Source organism: Neolewinella persica DSM 23188, assembly GCF_000373105.1.
GTDB lineage: Bacteria > Bacteroidota > Bacteroidia > Chitinophagales > Saprospiraceae > Neolewinella > Neolewinella persica.
The window spans coordinates 17,713-37,432 of the sequence record NZ_KB890423.1 but is presented as its reverse complement, the minus strand read 5'-3'; the positions used below and the strand labels follow the sequence as shown (position 1 = coordinate 37,432).

The window sequence follows — 19,720 nt, the reverse complement described above, 5'->3', positions numbered from 1 at the left end:
CCGGGGCTTACAGCCAAATCCAGTACCAGGGGTCAATTTCTGGAAACCGCACCCAGTGCAGGTAAAAGAAGTTGAGTAAACCCAGTATAGTACAAACAACCATCAGGCCTAAGCCGATCCGGCCGAATTGCCGGGTGGGCGTATCATAAGCCGGATGTTTGTTGCCCTTAGGATCGCGCCGGCTGCCAACTACGTAGTAGAGCAATACGCCAAGGGCAATCAATACACTGGTGAACCAGATGGAGAGTCCGGAAAAGCTTCCAAAAAGTGAAAAGAAGATGATCACCAGTCTATTGCCGGACTTAGGGGTGTAATCCTTCGCTATTTTTTCCCGGGCTGCCTGCCTGATCTTAGCCAGATCGACATCATGACCACGGCTGAGTAGCAGCCTGCGCGCCACCACGACTGCCTCCGGACTCCAGTCCGTTTCTTCCAGCAGCACCTCTTCCAGGTCTTTCTTTGAATAGTCGGCAAAGGGATGTGATTGAAGGTCTTCCTCGCTGAGGGCTTCGTCCGCCGCCTCCTGTAGCATGAAGTTGGCTTTCTCGAACTGATTTGCCGGGATTTCAATCCAGAATTTTGGTTGGAGCGGAGAACCAATAATGGTAGACTCCCGCCACTCTCCCTGATCTTCTGATGCGTGCCGAACAAGAATGTTATTCTCCTTCAACACCTCCAGGACAGAGAGCATGTCCTCTTCCCGGTTAAACCGTTGGTAGACGGCATACTCTCCGGGGAGGGCGTTATCGTCGAGTAGCTGGCTGGAAGAATCAGACATAGTTGCAGTAGTTACAAGGATTACAGGGTTCGTTTAAGCTTTCATTGCCAGAGGTGTAGATATTGCAGGGGATGATAACTCGCGTTCAACTGCAACAGGAGAGAAGTGACCGTGCAACCCTTGAAACCAATTTAGGCAGAAATGGTTGCTTCTACCACTTCTTCTGCGACTTCTTCCTCCGCCTTTCCTTTACGGGGCCAGATGTGGAAACCGCCGTTAAGGTCGCCTTTTATTTCCCAACGACCGTAAATACCGGTTTCGTCAGCACGCCCATCGTAGTGTACTGTGTGCATCTGGTAATACTTGGTCATTTTCACAACGAAAGTCTCTGTATTATACGTCCCGTTCCACGTGAAGCCTCCTACGTCATCGCTTCCTGATCCAGTTACGACACCGTCGCTGAAGTCGAGATAGAAATACATTTCGTGGCGATTACTATCGGGGCCTGACTGGTAGAGGTAAAAACCGTCCCAGATACCGGAGGGGAAGTAGTTGTTGTGTTCGGTCATTATTCAATCCTTCATCTATTTGCTTATCACTTACCGAAGATAGCTGGCACCGTTGATGTCCACAATACCACCCGTGGTAAAGCGAGCTTCGGGGCTGGCGAGGAAAAGAATGGTGCGGGCCACTTCTTCTACCGTCGCTACCCGATTGAGGGGGCTTTGAGCTTTAACGGCATCACCGGCAGCTCCCTGGAGGTGGGGGCGTGCCATGGCCGTTTCTATGAATCCCGGCGCTACGGCGTGGACGGTAATGTTGTCGGGACCGGCAGCCTGAGCGAGAGATTGAGACAATGAATGTAATCCTGCCTTCGCAGCGCCGTAGCCGACCTGGCCAGCTTCGCCACGGAAGGCACCACGGCTACCAACATTAACGATCACCCCCCCACCCTGCTTTCGCATGATCTGAATGGCGGCGAAAGCCGCCGCTGCGGGGCCTACCAGGTTAGTCTGCAAAGTCAACTGGAAAGACTCCAGCCACTGATCAAAAGCCATAGAACCATCAACGGGATGCGGCTGAAAGATGCCGGCGTTGTTGACGAGTATGTCCAGACGACCAAGTTTTACCGCGGCACCTTCCACCAATCGCCTGGCGGCTTTAGGATCCGACAGGTCTGCCTGAAACATGGTGTGTCCCGCCCCCGGCAGCGACGCTAAAACGGCCTTTGCACCTGCGACATCGCTCTTATAATGCACGCAGACCCTGGCACCTGCCTTAGCCATAATCCTGGCCGTTGCGGCACCTACGCCTTTACTACTTCCGGTTACTAATACCGTACGATTTGTGAAATCAGTTGTTACCATAATGCAAATGTAGCCGTCTTATAAATACTTTTTACTGCCCGCAAACGTATTATTCCCGTCTTTGTAACCAACACATCCCATGAAATCAGTTTTTTCCATTCTACTCAGCCTCCTTTGTGGACTTTCCCTGTACGCACAGGCAGGGCCGCTTTCTGCAGATGATCGAGCCAGCCTCACCGCACTTGAAGCCGATCTTTTAAAGCTTTCCTACACCATGCATATTGACAGCAATGAGGAGGCACGCTTCGTTGCTTGCAAATCCTTGATAAAGGAGTTGGTGAATGCGTTAAAGACACCTAACAGTTTCAACTATGATTTTGCGGCCCTGAAAGGTGTAAACGTCGTTACTGCGCCCGATAACAGCTTCCGGTTTTTTACCTGGGAGTTGAACATAGACCGTGACAACTATCGGCATTACGGTGCCATTCAGTACAATTCGGGGGAACTCAAGCTGGCTCCGCTTATTGACAGAGGAGATAAGATCCGGCAGAATCCGGAAGTGGTTATCACCTCCAACGAAAACTGGTTGGGCTACGTTGCCTATAATATCCTGCCTGGAGGGACCTTTGAGGGTAAAAAGTATTACATCCTCTTTGGCTATGATCGCTACGGCACTTTCCGTCGGCAGAAAATACTGGACGTGTTCTATTTTGACGAACAAGGAACCCCATCCTTCGGTCTTCCGGTTTTTGTAACCTACACGCCGGAAGGTCACTTATTAGAAGATCGTACCCGCCTGATCCTGCAATACAGCGCGGAAGCCAGCGTAGCTATGCGGTTTGAGGAGGAAAGCCAGCGCATCATTTATGAGAACCTGATCATCGCTGAAGGGCCCGATAATGAAGGACCGGTAAATATGCCAGACGGTAGCTATCATGCGCTTGAGTTAGGGAAGGACGGTCGCTGGCACGAAGCATCTAAGGTGTTTAGCCATAAATATGAAAAGGCCCCGATACCGGAGCCCAGACAAGTAATCAAAGCGGACATTATTGGCCGGCCTACGGGGGGGTAGTGGGGGCGAATTTTCGGGTTGTCGAAGCATACGCCATCTTAAAAAGTATAAGCCCCGGTTTCCGAAATGGAAACCGGGGCTTATGCTTTATTGTGAGGGCAATTGGGTATGGATAACCGGACAACCCGGACAACTTGAAAACCTGGGCAACTCGAACTATTATTTAGTAGCGCTAGTCACCGGGAAAGCAACGACCAGGTCGTCCCACATCAGTTGTATGGAGTTGCCGTCCAGAGCGAAGTCCATGCGTTCGGCTCTTTGAGCAGCTGGCTTAGACATTCCTTTAATGCGAACAACATCCTCACTTTCTTCGTAATCGTAGGCTCCCCATTGGTCGGCTACTTTGTTGAAGATAACCGTCCATTCTTCCTTGCTGGAGGGAAGGGTAAAGAGAGAGTAGGTGCCGGCAGACAATTTTTTGTTGGCTTCACCCACCATTACGTCTTCACTGAAGGTAATGCGGGTAGCTTCGTTAGCGCCCGTACGCCACACTTTGTTGTAGGGGACGAGATCACCATAAATGGTACGTTCATTTACGGCTGGGCTACCGTAATTGATAACCAGGGGCACGTCGCCAGCTTTCCCAACCAGTTCCTTGCGGGGGCTCTTGATGGTAGCGTCGACAACATTAAGGACATAGCTCTTGGTAGACATATCTACATCTTCTGAAGTATCAGAGACGATGGGGTTAGGGGCGGGGGCATCCACATCGGGCGTATCAGGAGTGGTCGCAGTAGTGCCTTCAGTTTTACAACTGATCATCAGTAGCATCATTACGGCAAAAAGGATCGTGTTTCGTAGCATTTCTTGGTGATTGGTTATTCGTTGAACAACAAAGTTCGTAAAAGGTGGAGTAAGGTCGCAATTTTTCTGTAATGGATGACAATAGAGGTCATTTTTTGGCTTTACTTGCCTACTTACTCGCCGTTTTCCACACACTTTTGGAGGAGGCGGGGACGCAGGTGCAGCAAATAGATTCAGGCAATGCGATCTCCCCAATCTTCGCTATTTCATGGCCTTAAGCCACCAGTTACCCTTACTGGATTAGTTGCTGGCTTATTTATATCTTGAGCACTATGAAAGGATCCCTCTGCCTACTGCTGTGTCTGCTGTTTTTTGCCTGCTCTTCTGGTCCGGACCCTGATCCTGCGGCCGCGCCTGATGTTTCAGAGGAGGTTGCTACTGAAAATCGATGGTCTGCAGAAAAAGCTAATGCCTATGCTGCTGCCCGGCCTCAACCGATTGGCGCCAACTACATTAATCGTGACGCCATTAACCAGCTGGAAATGTGGCAGGCAGAATCATTCAATCCAAACCAGATCGACGAGGAACTTGGCTGGGCCGCCGATATCGGCATGAACTCCATGCGGGTTTACCTCCACAACCTCGTCTGGGAACAGGACAGCACCGGATTCCTTGAGCGAATAGAACGGTATCTGGGAATTGCTGAGAAGCATGGAATATCCACCACTTTTGTATTGTATGACGCCGTTTGGAATCCCGTAGCCGAACTCGGAGATCAGCCTGCTCCCCTACCCCGCGTCCATAACAGCGGGTGGGTGCAAAGCCCCCAAAGTCGTCAGTTGATGAATGGTGACCGGTACTACGACCTCGGAAGAAACTACGTTCAGGGTATTCTGCGCCATTTCAAGAACGACGAACGCATTTACATGTGGGACCTGTATAATGAACCCGACAACGATAATTTTGGGAAGTTCCCAAATGAACCTGAAAACAAGGCTGATTTTGCCTTTGCATTATTGGTGAAGAGCTTCTTATGGGCCAGGGAGGTCAATCCATCCCAGCCACTTACCGCAGGAGTTTGGTGGGGAGACCTTTTTAATATAATTGATGAAGACCTCCCACTTGGTAGATTCAACAAATTCCAATTAGCACATAGTGACCTCATCTCTTATCATAATTATCGGGATGCCAGCCATCACGCCAAAACAATCGGGCGATTACAGAAATATGGTCGGCCATTAGTTTGCACCGAATACATAGCCCGAACCCATGGCTCCACTTTCGAGTCAATTCTTCCCTTAATTTCTGAGCATAAAGTAGGTGCCTACAACTGGGGCCTCGTGTCCGGAAAGTCAAATACCATTTACCCCTGGTCCAGTTGGGATTCCACCTTTACGGCTGAGCCCCACCTTTGGCACCACGATGTTTTCAGGGTGGATGGTACGCCTTACAACATGGAAGAAGTCGCCCTGATTCAAGAAATGGAAGTGGAGAAAAATTAAACTGTGTATATTTGACACATTAGCTACCTTGTCGGACATTCCGCCAACCGCGTTCTGCCGTTGGCGGATTTCTCCAAGCGCTAACGTTCGGGTAAGTAAGCATTTACCCTTGTTAATTATCCACTGACTCCAACATGAAAGCTTCGCTATCCATACGCTTCGTTCTTTTTCTATTTATCCTTCTCTATACGCATCATTCTTACAGCCAGGAAGAAACCTTCACGGTGACTCAGGTTGGAGCCAATAACTTCCTGGACACGCCGTGGGACCTGCACTATGGTCCGGATGACTTTTTATGGGTGACGGAAAGAGAAACCGGCAGGGTTTTCAGAATAAATCCTGACAGTGGTGCAAAGGACGAATTAGTCCGGGTACCTAATGTTTATACAGACTCAAGACAAGACGGCCTGTTGGGTATGGCGCTGCACGAAGACATTTTGGGAGATAGCCCCTACGTTTACCTTTCCTATACCCAGCAGATCGAAGGGGAACGTAAGCAAAAAATCGTACGCTACACTTATTCGATCTCGATGGGAGATGGTGTTTTGACGGAACCGGTAACGCTGATCGAAAATATGCCGGCTAGTAATGATCACAATTCGGGGAGGCTGGTCTTTGGCCCCGACGGAAAGTTGTATTACTCCATTGGAGACCAGGGCGGAAACCAGAATCGTAATTACTGCAATCCTATTTTAGCACAAGTGCTGCCCACCCAAGAGGAGGTAAACCAATCAGATTGGCAGAATTATCCTGGCAAAATTCTCAGGCTCAATACCGATGGCTCGATACCGGATGACAATCCGATATTCAACGGTGTGCAAAGCCATATCTACTCCTACGGACACCGAAATCCGCAGGGGTTGGTTTTCGGTAGCAATGGAATACTTTATTCTGATGAGCACGGACCAAACACTGATGACGAGGTGAACCTGATCAGGGGAGGCAAAAACTATGGCTGGCCCATAGTGGTCGGCTTTCAGGACGACCAGGCCTACGACTATTGCAACTGGTCCACCGCTGCTGATTGTGAGGGAGAAGACTACTCAAATGGCAGCTGTCCCGCAGACGCTACTCTGGTGGAAGAAAGTAGCCTTGTGGACACGAATTACCAGGAGCCGCTATTCTCCATGTTTGCGGTAACGGACGACTATGACTACAACAATCCTGCCTGCCAGAATGCTTACACCTGCCGGCCAAACGTAGCCCCTTCAAGCATTGACATCTATGAAAGCGATGCCATTCCTTCCTGGACCAATTCCTTACTGGTGGTAAGCCTTAAACGAGGTAAGGTCTACCGATTAAAGCTCGATGAGGCGGGATCTGCCATTGTTGGTGATACCACCGAATTGTTCTACACCGGCAACCGCTACCGCGATATTGCCGCCAGTCCTGATGGCAAGACTTTCTATTTGATTACAGATCAGGTTGGCAACATCACGGACCAGTCGGGCTTAAACCTGATTAGTGGTGTCCGTAACCCGGGAACCATCATGAAATTTTCCCTGGCGCCGCCGGTTAGCGTTGCCTCCGAAGCAACTGAAGGTCAACTTGAGGTATGGCCCAATCCTGCTACGACAAACTTGTTCGTCCGGTTACAAGCCAATCAAGGTAGGAATCTGCGGGGGGAATTGATCAATGCAAAAGGGCAGGTTGTTAACCTGCCGGCACGCTTAAACCCAGGTGTAAACGAAGTTCAACTGAGAGGTCTTCCGGCTGGAGCCTACATTTTACGGGTATTTGCTAAAGACAATACCTGGACTAAACGGGTGGTAGTAGTGGATTAGCAATACCACTAGTCCAGCACCTGCAACTTGGCAAACCGCAACATGATCCGCTTTTCCGGCTGCGCCAGATCACTGAAGTGGATTGTGGCAATCCGGTTGCCCGCACCTCCGTCGACTTTAGTTACCCTACCCTCTCCGAACTTCAGGTGCATAACATTTTGTCCTACCTCAATCTCTCCGGGAGCGCTAGGCTTAAAAGTTGATGGGTCTACCTTGGGCTTGGAGAATTTGGCCGTCCCGCGCTGCCGCACGGGCGTTATGCCCGTGACCTTAGCCCGCTGGCGCTCCAGCGGATCATACTCCGAAGCCTCCGAACGCCGGCTGTAGGTAGTACTTTCTACCGACTCTGAGGGAACTTCGGTCAGGAACCGACTAGGTTCATTCATAACCATTTTACCGTAGCGGTAACGGGTGTTGGTGTAGCTCAAGGTGAGGAACTGCTCCGCGCGGGTGATGGCGACGTAGAATAAGCGGCGCTCTTCGTCCATTCCTTCTGCAGAATCCATGCTCATCCAGCTGGGGAAAAGCTTTTCCTCCAGGCCCACGACAAATACTGACTTGAACTCCAGGCCCTTTGCAGCGTGAACACTCATTAGCGTAACTACATCAGTATTGTCCTTTTCTTCGTTGCTGTCGAAGTCCGTCAGTAAGGCGATGTTCTGCAGGTAAGTTGCCAGGGTTTTATCTGGTAGTGTATCCGTATCGATCAAGGTATCCTCCTCCACGAATGACTTGATACCGTCGAGCAAGGCCTGGAAGTTTTCAAGCCTTCCCATTCCCTCAATGGAGGTGTCCTTACGCATGTTGTCCAACAGACCAGACTTACGGGCAATGGTCTCGGCCAATTCGTAAGCATTCGCAGTGTCTGCTTTGGCACTGGCTTTCTGAATAACGTCGATGTAACCATCCGCAGAATGGCGGGTCCGCTTGGGCAGGGCAACGTGCTTCAGGGCTTCAAAGTTAGTGATCCCTTGCTGGGTTGCTAACTTAACAACTTTCTCGATGCTTGTTCCGCCGATTCCCCGTTTAGGGTTATTGATACTGCGGCGGAAGGCTTCCTCATCAGATGGATTTACCACCATCCGCAAGTAGGCAATCAGGTCTTTGACTTCTTTGCGCTGGTAGAAACTTAATCCTCCGTATACCCGGTAAGGCAGGTTAAAACGACGCAAGTATTCTTCGAAGATCCGGGACTGGGCATTGGTTCGGTAAAGAATGGCAATATCCTGATGGCGCAGGTGGTACCTGCTTTTCTGTTCCAGGATGGTATCCGCTACCCGGCGTCCCTCACTGGTGTCGTCCATTTCCCGGAGGATGCGGATTTTTTGCCCTTCCCCTTTATGGCTCCAGATTTTCTTCTGAATCTGCCGTCGGTTGTGGCTAATGACTGCATTAGCGGCCTGCACGATGTGTTCCGTGCTCCGGTAGTTTTGCTCCAGTTTGAAAGTCTCAATGCCGTGATCGGCAAAATCCCGCTCAAAATCCAGGATATTCTGGATGGTCGCCCCACGGAAGGCATAGATCGATTGAGCATCATCCCCTACTACACAAATGTTACGGGGGCTATTGGGGTATTGCACCAGTTTTTTGACGATGGCGTACTGGAGGGTGTTGGTATCCTGGAACTCATCCACCATGACGTACTTGAACTTTCTACGGTATTTTTTGACAACGTCAGGATGGTTCTGAAACAGTTCAAAGAGGCGAAAGAGCAGATCATCAAAGTCCATCGCACCTGCCTTTTTACAGCGGGCTACATAGGTTGCATAAATTTTATGGACCAAGGGCATTTTCGCGGCTTTGTCCTGCGTCAGCAATTCGGCATTCTGCGCATATAGTTTAGGCGTAGTGAGGCTGCTTTTTGCACTGGAAATCCGGTTTTTGATGGCGTTCGCCTGGTAAACCGTTTTGTCCAGGTTCATCTCCCGGATAATCTGGCCAATGAGGCTTTTGGTGTCGTCGCTATCGTAGATGGTGAAGTTTGTCGGATAGCCAATGTGTTTTGCCTCAACCCGCAGGATTCGGGCAAACAGGGAGTGAAAGGTCCCTGCCCAGATGTCTGAGGCTTTGGAGCCAACCACTTTAGCGATCCGCTCTTTCATCTCACGCGCCGACTTATTGGTAAACGTCAGTGCCAGTATTTCCCACGGAGCAGCTCCTTTTTCGATCAGGTGCGCAATGCGGTAAGTCAGCACCCTGGTTTTCCCTGAGCCCGGCCCGGCAATGACGAGTACCGGTCCTTCCCTTTTCTCGGCAGCCTGCCGCTGAACCGGGTTGAGTTCGTCTAGGTAGTGCGGCGGTTGTTGAGGAGCTACGGAATCGGGCATATGGGCTGTTTCTGGAGGGTAAATATACGAACGGAGGGGAGGGCCGGACAAACGATGACGAAATTTTTTGTGTTTAAATATAGCATACAAACACATTTTTCCACATACTGCTCAATTGATTTCGCCAGACAACTCACTTCCTGATTAGGTTGAGCGCTTGCAGCTCGATCTGAAAGTTGGTAATCGCGACATAGTCGCTCAACCCAACAAGTAAATCAGGGATCATAATTAAGGAGGAAAAGAGCAGGTTGACCCTGCTTTTTCTAATCTTCTTTTGCATCCTGCGTCCTCGCCCTAAAAGTGAATGGGGGAATAAGACAATGGGAGAATTAGGCTACCGCTGGTGCTACTCAATTATTCTCCCATTCCATTATTCACTCATTCACCCATTCACTTCCTGAAAAATTTAATCTACCCATAACAACTTAACCCTAACAACCTAACCAAAATACCGTACCTTTGCGCCCTCTTAGCGCATAGCGCCCCTAAAATAACGAGATGAAGTCTATTCGTAACATTGCGATCATCGCACACGTAGACCACGGTAAAACCACCCTGGTAGACAAAATGCTTCTTGCCGGCCAACTCTTTGGCGACCACGAGAAGCCCGGCGAACTGATCATGGACAGCAACGATCAGGAACGTGAGCGCGGCATCACGATTCTTGCCAAGAACGTGTCCATCAACTACAAAGGCACCAAGATCAACATTATCGACACCCCTGGTCACGCCGATTTCGGTGGCGAAGTGGAGCGTGTCCTTAACATGGCTGACGGTGTATTACTACTCGTAGACGCTTTCGAAGGCCCAATGCCCCAGACTCGTTTCGTAATGGATAAAGCCCTGAAACTAGGGCTGAATCCACTCGTAGTAGTAAATAAGGTCGACAAGCCCAACTGTACGCCCGAAGAGGTGCACGAAATGGTGTTTGACCTGATGTTCAGTCTCGATGCAACGGAAGAACAACTGGACTTCCCGACCATCTACGGCTCAGCCAAGAACGGCTGGATGAGCACCGACTGGCGCAACGAAACTGACTCTATCATTCCATTGCTTGACGCCATCCTGGAGCATGTACCAGAGCACAAAGCGGAGGAAGGAAACACCCAGATGCTGATTACCAGCATTGAATTCAGCAAGTACATTGGTCGTATGGCCATTGGCCGCCTCAACCGTGGTACGCTGAAGCAGAACCAGCAACTCACGCTCATCAATCGTGAAGGTGTTGAAACCCGTGCTAAGGCGCGTAACCTCTACGTATACGAAGGCTTCGGCCGGACGGAAGTAGACGAAGTGCAGACCGGCGACATTTGCGCAGTCTTTGGCGCAGAAGGTTTTGATATCGGTGATACCATCGCCCACATTGAGAACCCTGAGGCCCTGCCTACTATCGCCATCGATGAGCCAACGCTCTCCATGAGCTTTACAATTAACGACTCCCCCTTCTTCGGTAAGGAAGGTAAGTACGTAACGAGCCGCCACATCAAGGATCGTCTGACGGCGGAACTCGAGCGTAACCTTGCCCTTCGTGTAGAAGATACCGAAAGCGCTGATACCTTCCGGGTTTATGGCCGTGGTGTAATGCACCTTTCTGTACTCATCGAAACGATGCGTCGCGAAGGCTACGAGCTGCAGATTGGTCAGCCGCAGGTTATCATTAAGGAAATTGACGGCGTCAAGTCTGAGCCGGTTGAGGAAATGACCATCGACCTTCCCGAAGAAATGTCTGGAACTGCCATTAACATGGTCACCCAGCGTAAAGGCATGATGCTGAGCATGAACCCCAAGGGAGACCGTGTCGTACTCGAATTTGAAATTCCATCACGTGGTATCATAGGTATGCGCTCAAACATGTTGACTGCCACTCAGGGTGAGGCCATCATGACGCACCGGTTCAAAGAATTCCAGGAGCACAAAGGAGACATCCCCGGACGCATGAACGGGTCCTTGATATCAATGGAACTCGGAAAGGCCATTCCTTTCTCTATCAACAACTTACAGGACCGTGGTCGCTTCTTTGTTGATGCTGGCGAAGAGATCTACGAAGGTCAGGTTATCGGTGAGAACAACCGCGCCAACGACCTGGTTATCAACGTGACCAAGACCAAGAAACTCAGTAACATGCGTTCCTCTGGTGCTGATGAAAAGGCCCGTATCATCCCACCCCGGAAGTTTACACTGGAAGAAGCACTGGAGTACATTCAGGGCGACGAGTACGTGGAAGCTACGCCTGAATCTATCCGCTTGCGGAAGATTCTTTTGCGCGAGGCCGAGCGTAAGCGCGGACACAAGATTGAGTTCTAGATCAGAACTGTATTGATAAAAAGCGGCTCGCCCTCCTTATGGAAGGCGAGCCGCTTTTCGTTTATGTCGGCCTTGCTCGGGCGTGTTTTAGGGGCGCGGCCGCAGGTGCCAGGGAAGGGACCAAAGAAACAACAGTGCAACCACAAGATAGCTCTTCGGCCGAGTCAGGCAGTACCTCCTGCCTCGTCCGGAGAGCGAAGGCTTTTACTTGGCCGAGCTTACGATTACTTTGGCGGGAACAGCCTGCCAACGCCCCGTTTCCCTGGCAACCCTTATCTTGCCAAAGATTATGTATTCCGCATTAAGTAAGCTATCCCTTATTCTGATTTTTTTCTGTCCGATTCAACTCTTCGCTCAGGGCGAAGGCTGTTTCGGGGAAACCTTTGTTCAGCTTTGGTCTGATGAATCAGGGCGCGATCTCCGACCAACCTGCGCGTTGGCCTACCCCGGAGCGTCTGGAGATATTCTACTGGGTGGAACCGTAGGTGGAGACATCTTTTTGTCGCGAATAGATAATGAAGGAAAGCCCCGTTGGCAACGGGTGATCGTCACCAGTAGTGAAAGTACTGAGCTTTCAACCCTTAATGAACTGATCGTTGACCGGGCTGGAATGATTGCCGGCGTCGGTGCCACCTTTAACGACAACCTGCAAAAAGCCTACCTGTTCAGGTACGACCCTAACCAGGACGAGCTTATGTATTTCGTACAGCCCAATTACCCTTCCGAGGCCACCGGCCTTAGCGAACTAGTTGGTGGTGAATACCTGATCACCGGCAGCAAGCAGGGCGAAGCCTTTCCGGTCTTTATCTCCGCCATGATGCATCGCATTAATCAAGCCAATGGTCAACCAATCACGGAAGGCCAACGGTACGACTTCCTTGGAGACGAGGCCTTTTTGGACGCCGCCGTTGCCGAAGATGGAAGTATTTACACCGTCGGCAATGTTTCGGCCACCGGCGGAGCCGGTGACATCAGAGCAATGATCAGCCGGTTCTCCCCGGAAGGTGCACCGCTTTGGACGCAAATCGGCCCGGTACCAGGCACCTCCAATGCCCGCCTTTATGCCTTTGACCTTGAAATAGTGGGAGACAAATTATATGTCCTGCATTGGGGAAGTATCGGTGTCGTAACCGGAGGCCTCAATACCTCCATGCTGCTAAGTCGGCTTAATATTTCAGATGGCTCCGTAGACTGGACCCGCCGATACGACATCACTGAATACAACGGTGAGTCTCCCATTGAGTTGGTCGCCCAGGATGGAAGACTTTTCACCTATGGCTTTTCACTTATCGGTAAGCGAGACCCCTGGTTAATGCAGCTTGACCTTGAAGGAGTCGTTAACTGGAGCTACAGCTACCTGCTGGCTGGAAATGCAAACGTCTACCTAAGGGCAAACCAGCAACTACTTGTAGGGAATGAGGGCATTTTTACCCTAGCATCCTTCGACAACCCGGGAGAAAGTGCTCGTACTGGTGCCGTGTTAAGTCTTACCGACGAAGGGCGAAGTAATACAGAATGCCTGGAGTTACGAAGTTTGACGGTAGAAGTTTCCAGTCTTTCAAATGGATGGGGACCCATTTTGCTAGACGTAAACGCCCTGGCCACCAATTGGCTCCCCGAAGCAACTGATCGGGAAGCATCAACATTGGTCATTACCGATGACTGCAACCGGTCCTGTGATCGCTGTGAATCTACCAGTTTCAGCCGAACTGCGGTCTGTCGTGGAGATTCATTGCTGCTTAACGGACGGTTCCTAAGCATTGCAGGTGTTTATACTGATACATTTCCCGGAGTATTGAACGCCTGCGATTCCATCCATTTTACGGAGCTGGCTTTCTCCGATGGCCCTGAGGTAACTTATTCCATACTGGGGCAATGTGGTTTGTCTACGGCAGAAGTACGTTTATCGGTAAGTGGCGGAGAGTTCCCATATTCTTTCACGTGGTCAGATCCCTCGGCTTTAGGCGACACCCCCACCCTGCCCCCGGGCAATTACCGGGTAACGGTAAACGACGCCATTGGGTGCAGGCCCTCAGTCGTAGATATTGTTGTTGACTTAGCCAACCGACAAACCCTTAGTTTTTTGGCTGAAGCACCGGCCTGTACCGGGGATTCCTCTGGTACCATCAGCCTTTCTCCTTCTGGCCGGGGAAGTCTTCGGCTCATACCTGACGGCGCGTTCTTACCCGGCAGGATAGAAGGTCTCCCGCCCGGTAGTTATGGGGTTATCCTGCGCGACAGCACCGGTTGTGAGGCGTTTCGCCAGGTTACAGTACCTGACGCGGTTCCGGCAGAGGTGTCAATCAGTACATCTCCTTACATACGCCTGGGAGAAACAGTAAGCCTTATGGCCACCTCCGTTACTGGAACCAATTTCGTTGATTACCAATGGACAGCTCTGGATTCGATAAGCTGCTCGGATTGTCCAGTAGCCCAGTTTAGGCCAGTGGCAGATGTTGTCCTAACACTTCAGACTACTACTGATCGTGGCTGCGTTGTCACCGACAGTATTCTGCTCAGTGTTCTGGATGGAGCGCCACGGATTTACCTGCCAACCGCTTTTAGCCCAAACGGAGATGGGATCAATGACCGGTGGCTTCCTGGTTTAGGGCCGGAGGTCGAAGCGCTCACCAGTTGTCAGATTTTTAACCGTTGGGGAGGCATGGTCTGGGAATACGCTCCTGGCGAAAATTGGTGGGATGGCGACGAGGAAAGTCCGGGCACTTTTACTTATCAATTGACCGCTCGTTTGATCAATGGAGAAAGTGTTAGGCGTGCGGGGACGATTGTGCTGCTGAAATAACTCCCAAACCCTTGAGAGGGACTTTCTTTTTTTCGCTCCTTCGTCGCAAACAAGAAAGCATCCGTCGGACGGGGCGCACACGCCGTCCGACAAATGCTTTTGGCCTGGCGTAGCCGGACAAAAGTTTGTCTGCCGGCTATTACAAACCAGGCTCTTTGGATTGTCATCAATCTTCAACCTTAGAAGTACACGTAGATCCTAATTTCTGAAAAGACCTGCCAGTATTAAACCGTCCGAATCTCAGCAATCTTAGCCGCCGAGACCCCATCAACAATCGTTCTGTTGATCATCGGATGGTTCTCATCCTGCGGGCCGAAATCGGAGTCAGGGTGGTAAGCGACAACCGTTAATTTCCCCCCGTCCAGCGTTTGAAAACGGTGGGTACCTTCAGGGTGGATGATGAAAATTTTTCCAGGTACCAGATCGTAGACTTTATCGGGAGTCACGCATCGGCCCGCGCCGTCGATGACCATCCCCACGCGCATGGAGGGATGCGTGTGGGCAGTTTGGTCAATGTTCTCGGGGAAGAATAAAGCGTTCAGACAGGGGTCTCCGAGTTTTACGGGTGGGACTAATAAGGAATCCGTACAACCATCGATGTATTTAAGGCGCCCCCAATCCTCGACGGGGCCACCAAGGGAGTTCATGCCGCGGAACCCAACGCGTTCGATTATAATTCCCCGTCCTCCGGCAATGGATACTGCTTCATTAAAACAGAAAAACTGCCGGGCTTTGAGCTGGTATTCGTTGCCGCCACCGGCAACAGCAGCGGGGCCTTCGAATACGTAGCCGTAAAAAGTAGAGCCGGGCGAAGAAAAATCGGAATCTTCGGTCCAGGCGTGAAGGCGGGTTGGGTATTCGTCGTTCGTATAATCGAACAAAAGTCCGTTGGTGAATTCAAATTCTGAGTAAGCGGGTGTCATACGATTCGTTGGTTTTTCAGGTTCTTGTGGAAGGTTTCGATAACTGGTTGATAGTCGGTGCTCATCACGATGCGATAGCGATCGTCTCCCTGGGTAGCACGGTCTAAAATGACGTGCTTCAGGGAAGGCTCCTTGGTTTTTGTGTTCAGGTAATCCTCATCGTCAGTGAAAGCGTGGATGTATTCTTTTGCGACCATCTTATAATCACTAAGCCTTGTACAGGCCCGATTAGGATGATTGGCAATGCTCCACTGCTGGAAACGAGCATCTCGGAAAAAATGATGGGTCCGATCAAATATTTCTTTAACGTCAGGCCGGAATGTAAAAACCGGTAAGCGGAGGGAAACCTGCTGCCATTTAATGGAGTAGTTAAGCCACCAGAAGAGCTCGAATGTGCTGTTGATCGGTTGGGGAGCTGTGCCAACTTGTGGCTGTAGGTAATCGATCAGCCGATCGACCTTTTTAGCCTTGCCGAATTTCTCATAAAGGTGCAGGGGTAAAACGTTTTCCCAGGGCTCTTCGCTCAGGCCATTGACGATCAGCGGAAGCAATTTATCACTGCCGAAAAGCTGATCGCCGTGTTCTCCGGTCACCAATAATTCACGATCTCCAAAGTGTTGGGTAATTGGGGGCAAGCAATGCTGAAAGGGTAACTTATGTAAGATGTACCGACGAAAAAACAAGGGATACTCATTGATCGATATCATGTTGAGTAACGGAACCAGGCGAAAATACTCTTCTTCCGGTAAAGCCTTAATTAAAGCCACGAGCGCTACGGTAGAGTCAATACCTCCTGACCACAGCACCCGGATCGGCCGGTCTTCCGCCCGGGCCCGGGCGACAATTTCTGCTGCCACCAGATCACAAATTGCCGCAAACGAGGTTGCATCGCCCAATACTTCGGGAATAGGATCAAGCACCTCATAGTTAAAGCCCTGATCAAGGGTAGCGGTACGATCAATTATGCCACAATCGAAGAATTTGCAGGCAAGAATATAGCCCTCTGGTAAAGGCTGGCCATTGAGAACACCGGATTTTGCCCGGTGAGAATTAAGGAAAATTACGCTCATCTAAAATATTATTCAAAATTCAGACTACTGAGAAAATCACCAGGAGTAGCCACTGTCGCCAGCCACTCGAGTAGTAAGTTGTTTAGTTGTTTATCGCGGCTGGTAATGGCCCGGAGATCGCTGGAGATGGTTGACCGAAGATGTACCAGGATGGCCTCATCGAATACCCCTTCATTCTGATAAAAATTAACTTGCTGCAGGAGGGAGAAGTATCGGCGAAGTAGGGCTTTAGTCCTTGCTTTTCGGGGCTTAGTTGCAGTGCTGATGTCAAGAAACATCAACAGCTTCGAAGCAAGGTCAGCCCGGCGTTGATCGATCTTTTGCAATAGGTCATACCGGACTTTATTTCGACTCCAAAGATATTGTCTGTAGCGAAAAAAGCCAAAATACAGGCTAACCGCCCAGCCAAGGGCTGCCAGGATGAGGAGGTAAAAATTGGGGTTACTAGTCGTCACGATGGGAAAGACGAAGATTTGGTGAAAGAGTTGCAAGGTAGGGAGGCAGTAACCACTAAGACATTAAGAAAACTAAGGAATTCCGCTAAGGGAGCTATAGGGCAGAAACCATTAAGTTCATTCAGGCATTATGGAGCCGTAGAAAAGATTAAATTTCGGGGTCGGCAAAACGAGTACTGTGGGCATTTTGATGCGGTAGCTACCCCTTCATTCACGAATTCTCTCCTTGACTTTCAGGGCGCGGCCGCAGGTGCAAGGATAAGTTTAAGGGCAGACTTTGCGGCGGATGCACCTTCCCTGGCTTTGGCTAAATCTCATCTTGATTGAATTCTTCTTAGTGTAGCACTCAATGCCTTAGTTTCTTTATAGTTCTTTCCCTTGCTTTCCAAAAATTCCCTTTGCACCCGCGGCCCCGCCAGAAAATAAGAACGTATTACCTTTAAAGCGGATCAACCACACGATTATGCGCTTAATTCCTCTGTTGCTACTCCTTGTTCTTTTTGCCTGTACGCCTGATCAAGCGCCCCCTGCAAGCTGGTCGTATTATGGCGGTGACCCCGGTCTAAGTCATTACAGTGAAGCTACGCAGATTGACACGGCGAACGTAGATCAACTGGTTCCCTTATGGACCTATCACACTGGTGATGCTGATACGGCCAATTTCAGCCAAATTCAGTGCAACCCAATCGTGGTGGACGGCAGTTTATACGGTGTAACGCCACAAATGCGCCTTTTCGCCGCTGAAGCAGCGACTGGGATGGAGAAATGGGTCTTTGACCCTCAGGATGTTGCACTGGATGAGAATGGAAGCAGGTTCAAGCACAATATGATTAATGCTCGTGGTCTGGCGCACTGGAAAGGCGATGGCGGCACCCGGTTATTCTTTACCGCCGGATCGCTAACCTATGCCATCGACGCCGCTGACGGAGCAATTATTACTTCCTTCGGAAACGGAGGCCATATTGATTTACACAAGGGGCTGGGTCGTAATGTGGACGATGATTTCATCGTCTCCACCTCTCCGGGGATTGTTTATCAGGACGTGCTGGTGATGGGTACCCGGGTCAACGAGTCACTACCGGCTGCACCGGGCCACATCCGCGCCTATGACGTTCGTACCGGAGAACAAAAATGGATCTTCCGCACTATCCCGGGGCCTACGGACGAAGGATTTGACACCTGGGACAACAAATCTGCCTGGGAGTACACCGGAGGAGCCAATGCCTGGTCGGGCTTCAGCATGGACAAGGGCCGGGGGCTGATCTTTTGCGGTACCGGTTCAGCGTCCTATGACTTTTACGGTGGCAACCGGCCAGGAGAAAATCTTTACGCCAATTGTGTACTTGCTTTGGATGCGCTTACCGGAGAGCGCCGCTGGCACTACCAGACCGTCCACCATGACCTTTGGGACAAAGACCACCCCACCCCGCCCGTACTGGTCACCGTCAACCACGCTGGCAAAGACATTGCAGCGGTAGCACAGCCTACTAAAAATGGCTACTTATTTGTGTTAGATCGTGAAACCGGAAAACCAGTTTTCCCAGTTACCGAAACGCCCGTTCCGCAAGCTGGTGCCATGCCCGGTGAACAGCTCCACCCTACCCAACCGATTCCGGACAAACCTGCTCCCTTTGCCCGACAAGTTGTTGGGCCGGGCGACATTAACCCCTACCTCAGCGAAGCGGACCGCGAGGTAGTAGCAGAAGTATTTCGTACCCATCGTTATGGCAATCCGTATCTCCCCCCGGGTAAGCAACCCTTCATTTTGCTGCCTGGTTTTGATGGCGGTGCAGAATGGGGAGGACCGGCCTTTGACCCAAAGGAGAACATGCTCTACGTTAACAGCAGCAATATGGCCTGGCTGATTGATATGCGGGAGGTAGAGTGGACGCCCCGGGGAGACGAGAATTGGGCAGCAGCTGGTCAGCGGCTGTACGTGAAGCATTGCCAAACCTGCCACGGAGAGGACCGGATTGGCACGGGCAACAACCCTACGCTTATCAACATTGGCGAACGTTACGAAACCAGCTCCTTCGCCGAATTGATCCGTAGCGGACGACGGATGATGCCAGCTTTTGGCCACTTGAAAGAGGAGGAGGTTGCAGCACTGGCCAGCTTCGTACTGGAACAAGAAACGGAGGGCAAACAGCCGTTTACGCTCAAACCGTTGTCGCCCGGAGAAGACCCGTATTTTATACCCTGGAAGATGAACGGCTATAAGAAATTCCTGGCTCCAGACGGCAAACCAGCCATCTCACCACCCTGGGGAACGCTCACCGCTATTGACCTGAATACAGGGGAGCACCGTTGGCAAATTCCACTCGGGGAATACCCGGATTATAAGGCGAAGGGCCTACCTGCCACCGGTACAGAAAACTACGGCGGCCCCGTGATCACCGCCGGAGGCGTGCTGTTTATTGCCGCCACCTCCGATGGTAAATTCCGGGCCTTTAATAAACGTACCGGGGTCTTGCTTTGGGAAACAGATCTGCCCGCTGCGGGCTTTGCTACGCCTGCCGTTTATGAAATTGACGGAAAACAGTTAGTAGTGATTGCTTGTGGTGGTGGAAAGCTGGGGACCCGGGCTGGGGATAGCTATGTAGCGTTTGGGTTGCCGGAGTAAGATGAATGGCGCGCGGACGCAGGTGCAAAGGGAGGTTTCAGGGTGCTTTTGCCCCCTCTTCAAGGTTGCTCTCTCATGGACGCTCAAA

Annotated in this window: 14 protein-coding genes; 6 read left to right on the top strand and 8 right to left on the bottom strand. The window is 50.8% G+C overall.

The window, feature by feature from the left end:
- Positions 1-7: 7 nt before the first annotated feature.
- The 3 genes from B036_RS0108090 to B036_RS0108080 form a co-directional block, all read right to left on the bottom strand.
- Positions 8-778: a hypothetical protein gene (locus B036_RS0108090; RefSeq protein ID WP_020568193.1), complete on the bottom strand. Its 771-nt coding sequence runs from the start codon at positions 776-778 to the stop codon at positions 8-10.
- A gap of 131 nt (positions 779-909) precedes the next feature.
- The gene (locus B036_RS0108085; protein WP_020568192.1) at positions 910-1,287 is read right to left on the bottom strand and encodes a hypothetical protein; all 378 of its coding nucleotides are present in this window, start codon (positions 1,285-1,287) and stop codon (positions 910-912) included.
- Positions 1,288-1,317: 30 nt separating this feature from the next.
- Entirely contained in the window at positions 1,318-2,085 is a 768-nt protein-coding gene (locus tag B036_RS0108080; protein WP_020568191.1) for an SDR family NAD(P)-dependent oxidoreductase, read from the bottom strand.
- Between the two features lie 79 nt (positions 2,086-2,164).
- Between B036_RS0108080 and B036_RS0108075 the strand changes: the two genes are divergently transcribed.
- Positions 2,165-3,097, top strand: coding sequence for a hypothetical protein (locus tag B036_RS0108075; protein WP_020568190.1), 933 nt, complete (start codon positions 2,165-2,167; stop codon positions 3,095-3,097).
- 159 nt (positions 3,098-3,256) lie between these two features.
- Here B036_RS0108075 and B036_RS28520 read toward each other — a convergent pair whose 3' ends face one another.
- On the bottom strand, positions 3,257-3,901 hold the full coding sequence (locus B036_RS28520) for a DUF2911 domain-containing protein (protein ID WP_020568189.1): 645 nt from the start codon (positions 3,899-3,901) through the stop codon (positions 3,257-3,259).
- Positions 3,902-4,173: 272 nt separating this feature from the next.
- Here B036_RS28520 and B036_RS0108065 point away from each other — a divergent pair, with 272 nt between their 5' ends.
- Both B036_RS0108065 and B036_RS28515 read left to right on the top strand, forming a co-directional pair.
- Positions 4,174-5,343 (top strand): glycoside hydrolase 5 family protein, encoded by a 1,170-nt coding sequence (locus tag B036_RS0108065; RefSeq protein WP_020568187.1) that lies wholly within the window; start codon positions 4,174-4,176, stop codon positions 5,341-5,343.
- A gap of 134 nt (positions 5,344-5,477) precedes the next feature.
- Positions 5,478-7,127, top strand: coding sequence for a glucose/sorbosone family PQQ-dependent dehydrogenase (locus tag B036_RS28515; RefSeq protein ID WP_020568186.1), 1,650 nt, complete (start codon positions 5,478-5,480; stop codon positions 7,125-7,127).
- A gap of 8 nt (positions 7,128-7,135) precedes the next feature.
- Here the strand turns inward: B036_RS28515 and B036_RS0108055 are convergent, their stop codons facing one another.
- Positions 7,136-9,454, bottom strand: a complete 2,319-nt coding sequence (locus B036_RS0108055; RefSeq protein ID WP_020568185.1) for an ATP-dependent helicase — start codon at positions 9,452-9,454, stop codon at positions 7,136-7,138.
- 498 nt (positions 9,455-9,952) lie between these two features.
- On the opposite strand from B036_RS0108055, the gene typA reads away from it, so the two are divergent.
- Positions 9,953-11,758 carry a translational GTPase TypA gene (gene typA, locus B036_RS0108045; protein ID WP_020568183.1) on the top strand — a complete coding sequence of 602 codons (1,806 nt, stop codon included), beginning with the start codon at positions 9,953-9,955 and terminating at the stop codon, positions 11,756-11,758.
- A gap of 289 nt (positions 11,759-12,047) precedes the next feature.
- On the top strand, positions 12,048-14,561 hold the full coding sequence (locus B036_RS0108040; protein ID WP_020568182.1) for a T9SS type B sorting domain-containing protein: 2,514 nt from the start codon (positions 12,048-12,050) through the stop codon (positions 14,559-14,561).
- 224 nt (positions 14,562-14,785) lie between these two features.
- Here the strand turns inward: B036_RS0108040 and B036_RS0108035 are convergent, their stop codons facing one another.
- Genes B036_RS0108035 through B036_RS0108025 form a run of 3 tightly spaced genes read right to left on the bottom strand, consistent with a single transcriptional unit; the run spans position 14,786 to position 17,045 of the window.
- Positions 14,786-15,484 (bottom strand): cupin domain-containing protein, encoded by a 699-nt coding sequence (locus B036_RS0108035; protein WP_020568181.1) that lies wholly within the window; start codon positions 15,482-15,484, stop codon positions 14,786-14,788.
- The gene (locus tag B036_RS0108030) at positions 15,481-16,554 is read right to left on the bottom strand and encodes a hypothetical protein (RefSeq protein WP_020568180.1); all 1,074 of its coding nucleotides are present in this window, start codon (positions 16,552-16,554) and stop codon (positions 15,481-15,483) included. Before B036_RS0108030 ends, B036_RS0108035 begins: the two co-directional genes overlap by 4 nt.
- Positions 16,555-16,562: 8 nt before the next feature.
- Complete coding sequence (locus tag B036_RS0108025; RefSeq protein ID WP_020568179.1) at positions 16,563-17,045, bottom strand: hypothetical protein; 483 nt, start codon at positions 17,043-17,045, stop codon at positions 16,563-16,565.
- Between the two features lie 427 nt (positions 17,046-17,472).
- Here B036_RS0108025 and B036_RS0108015 point away from each other — a divergent pair, with 427 nt between their 5' ends.
- Complete coding sequence (locus tag B036_RS0108015; protein ID WP_020568178.1) at positions 17,473-19,632, top strand: outer membrane protein assembly factor BamB family protein; 2,160 nt, start codon at positions 17,473-17,475, stop codon at positions 19,630-19,632.
- The last annotated feature ends 88 nt before the right edge of the window (positions 19,633-19,720 follow it).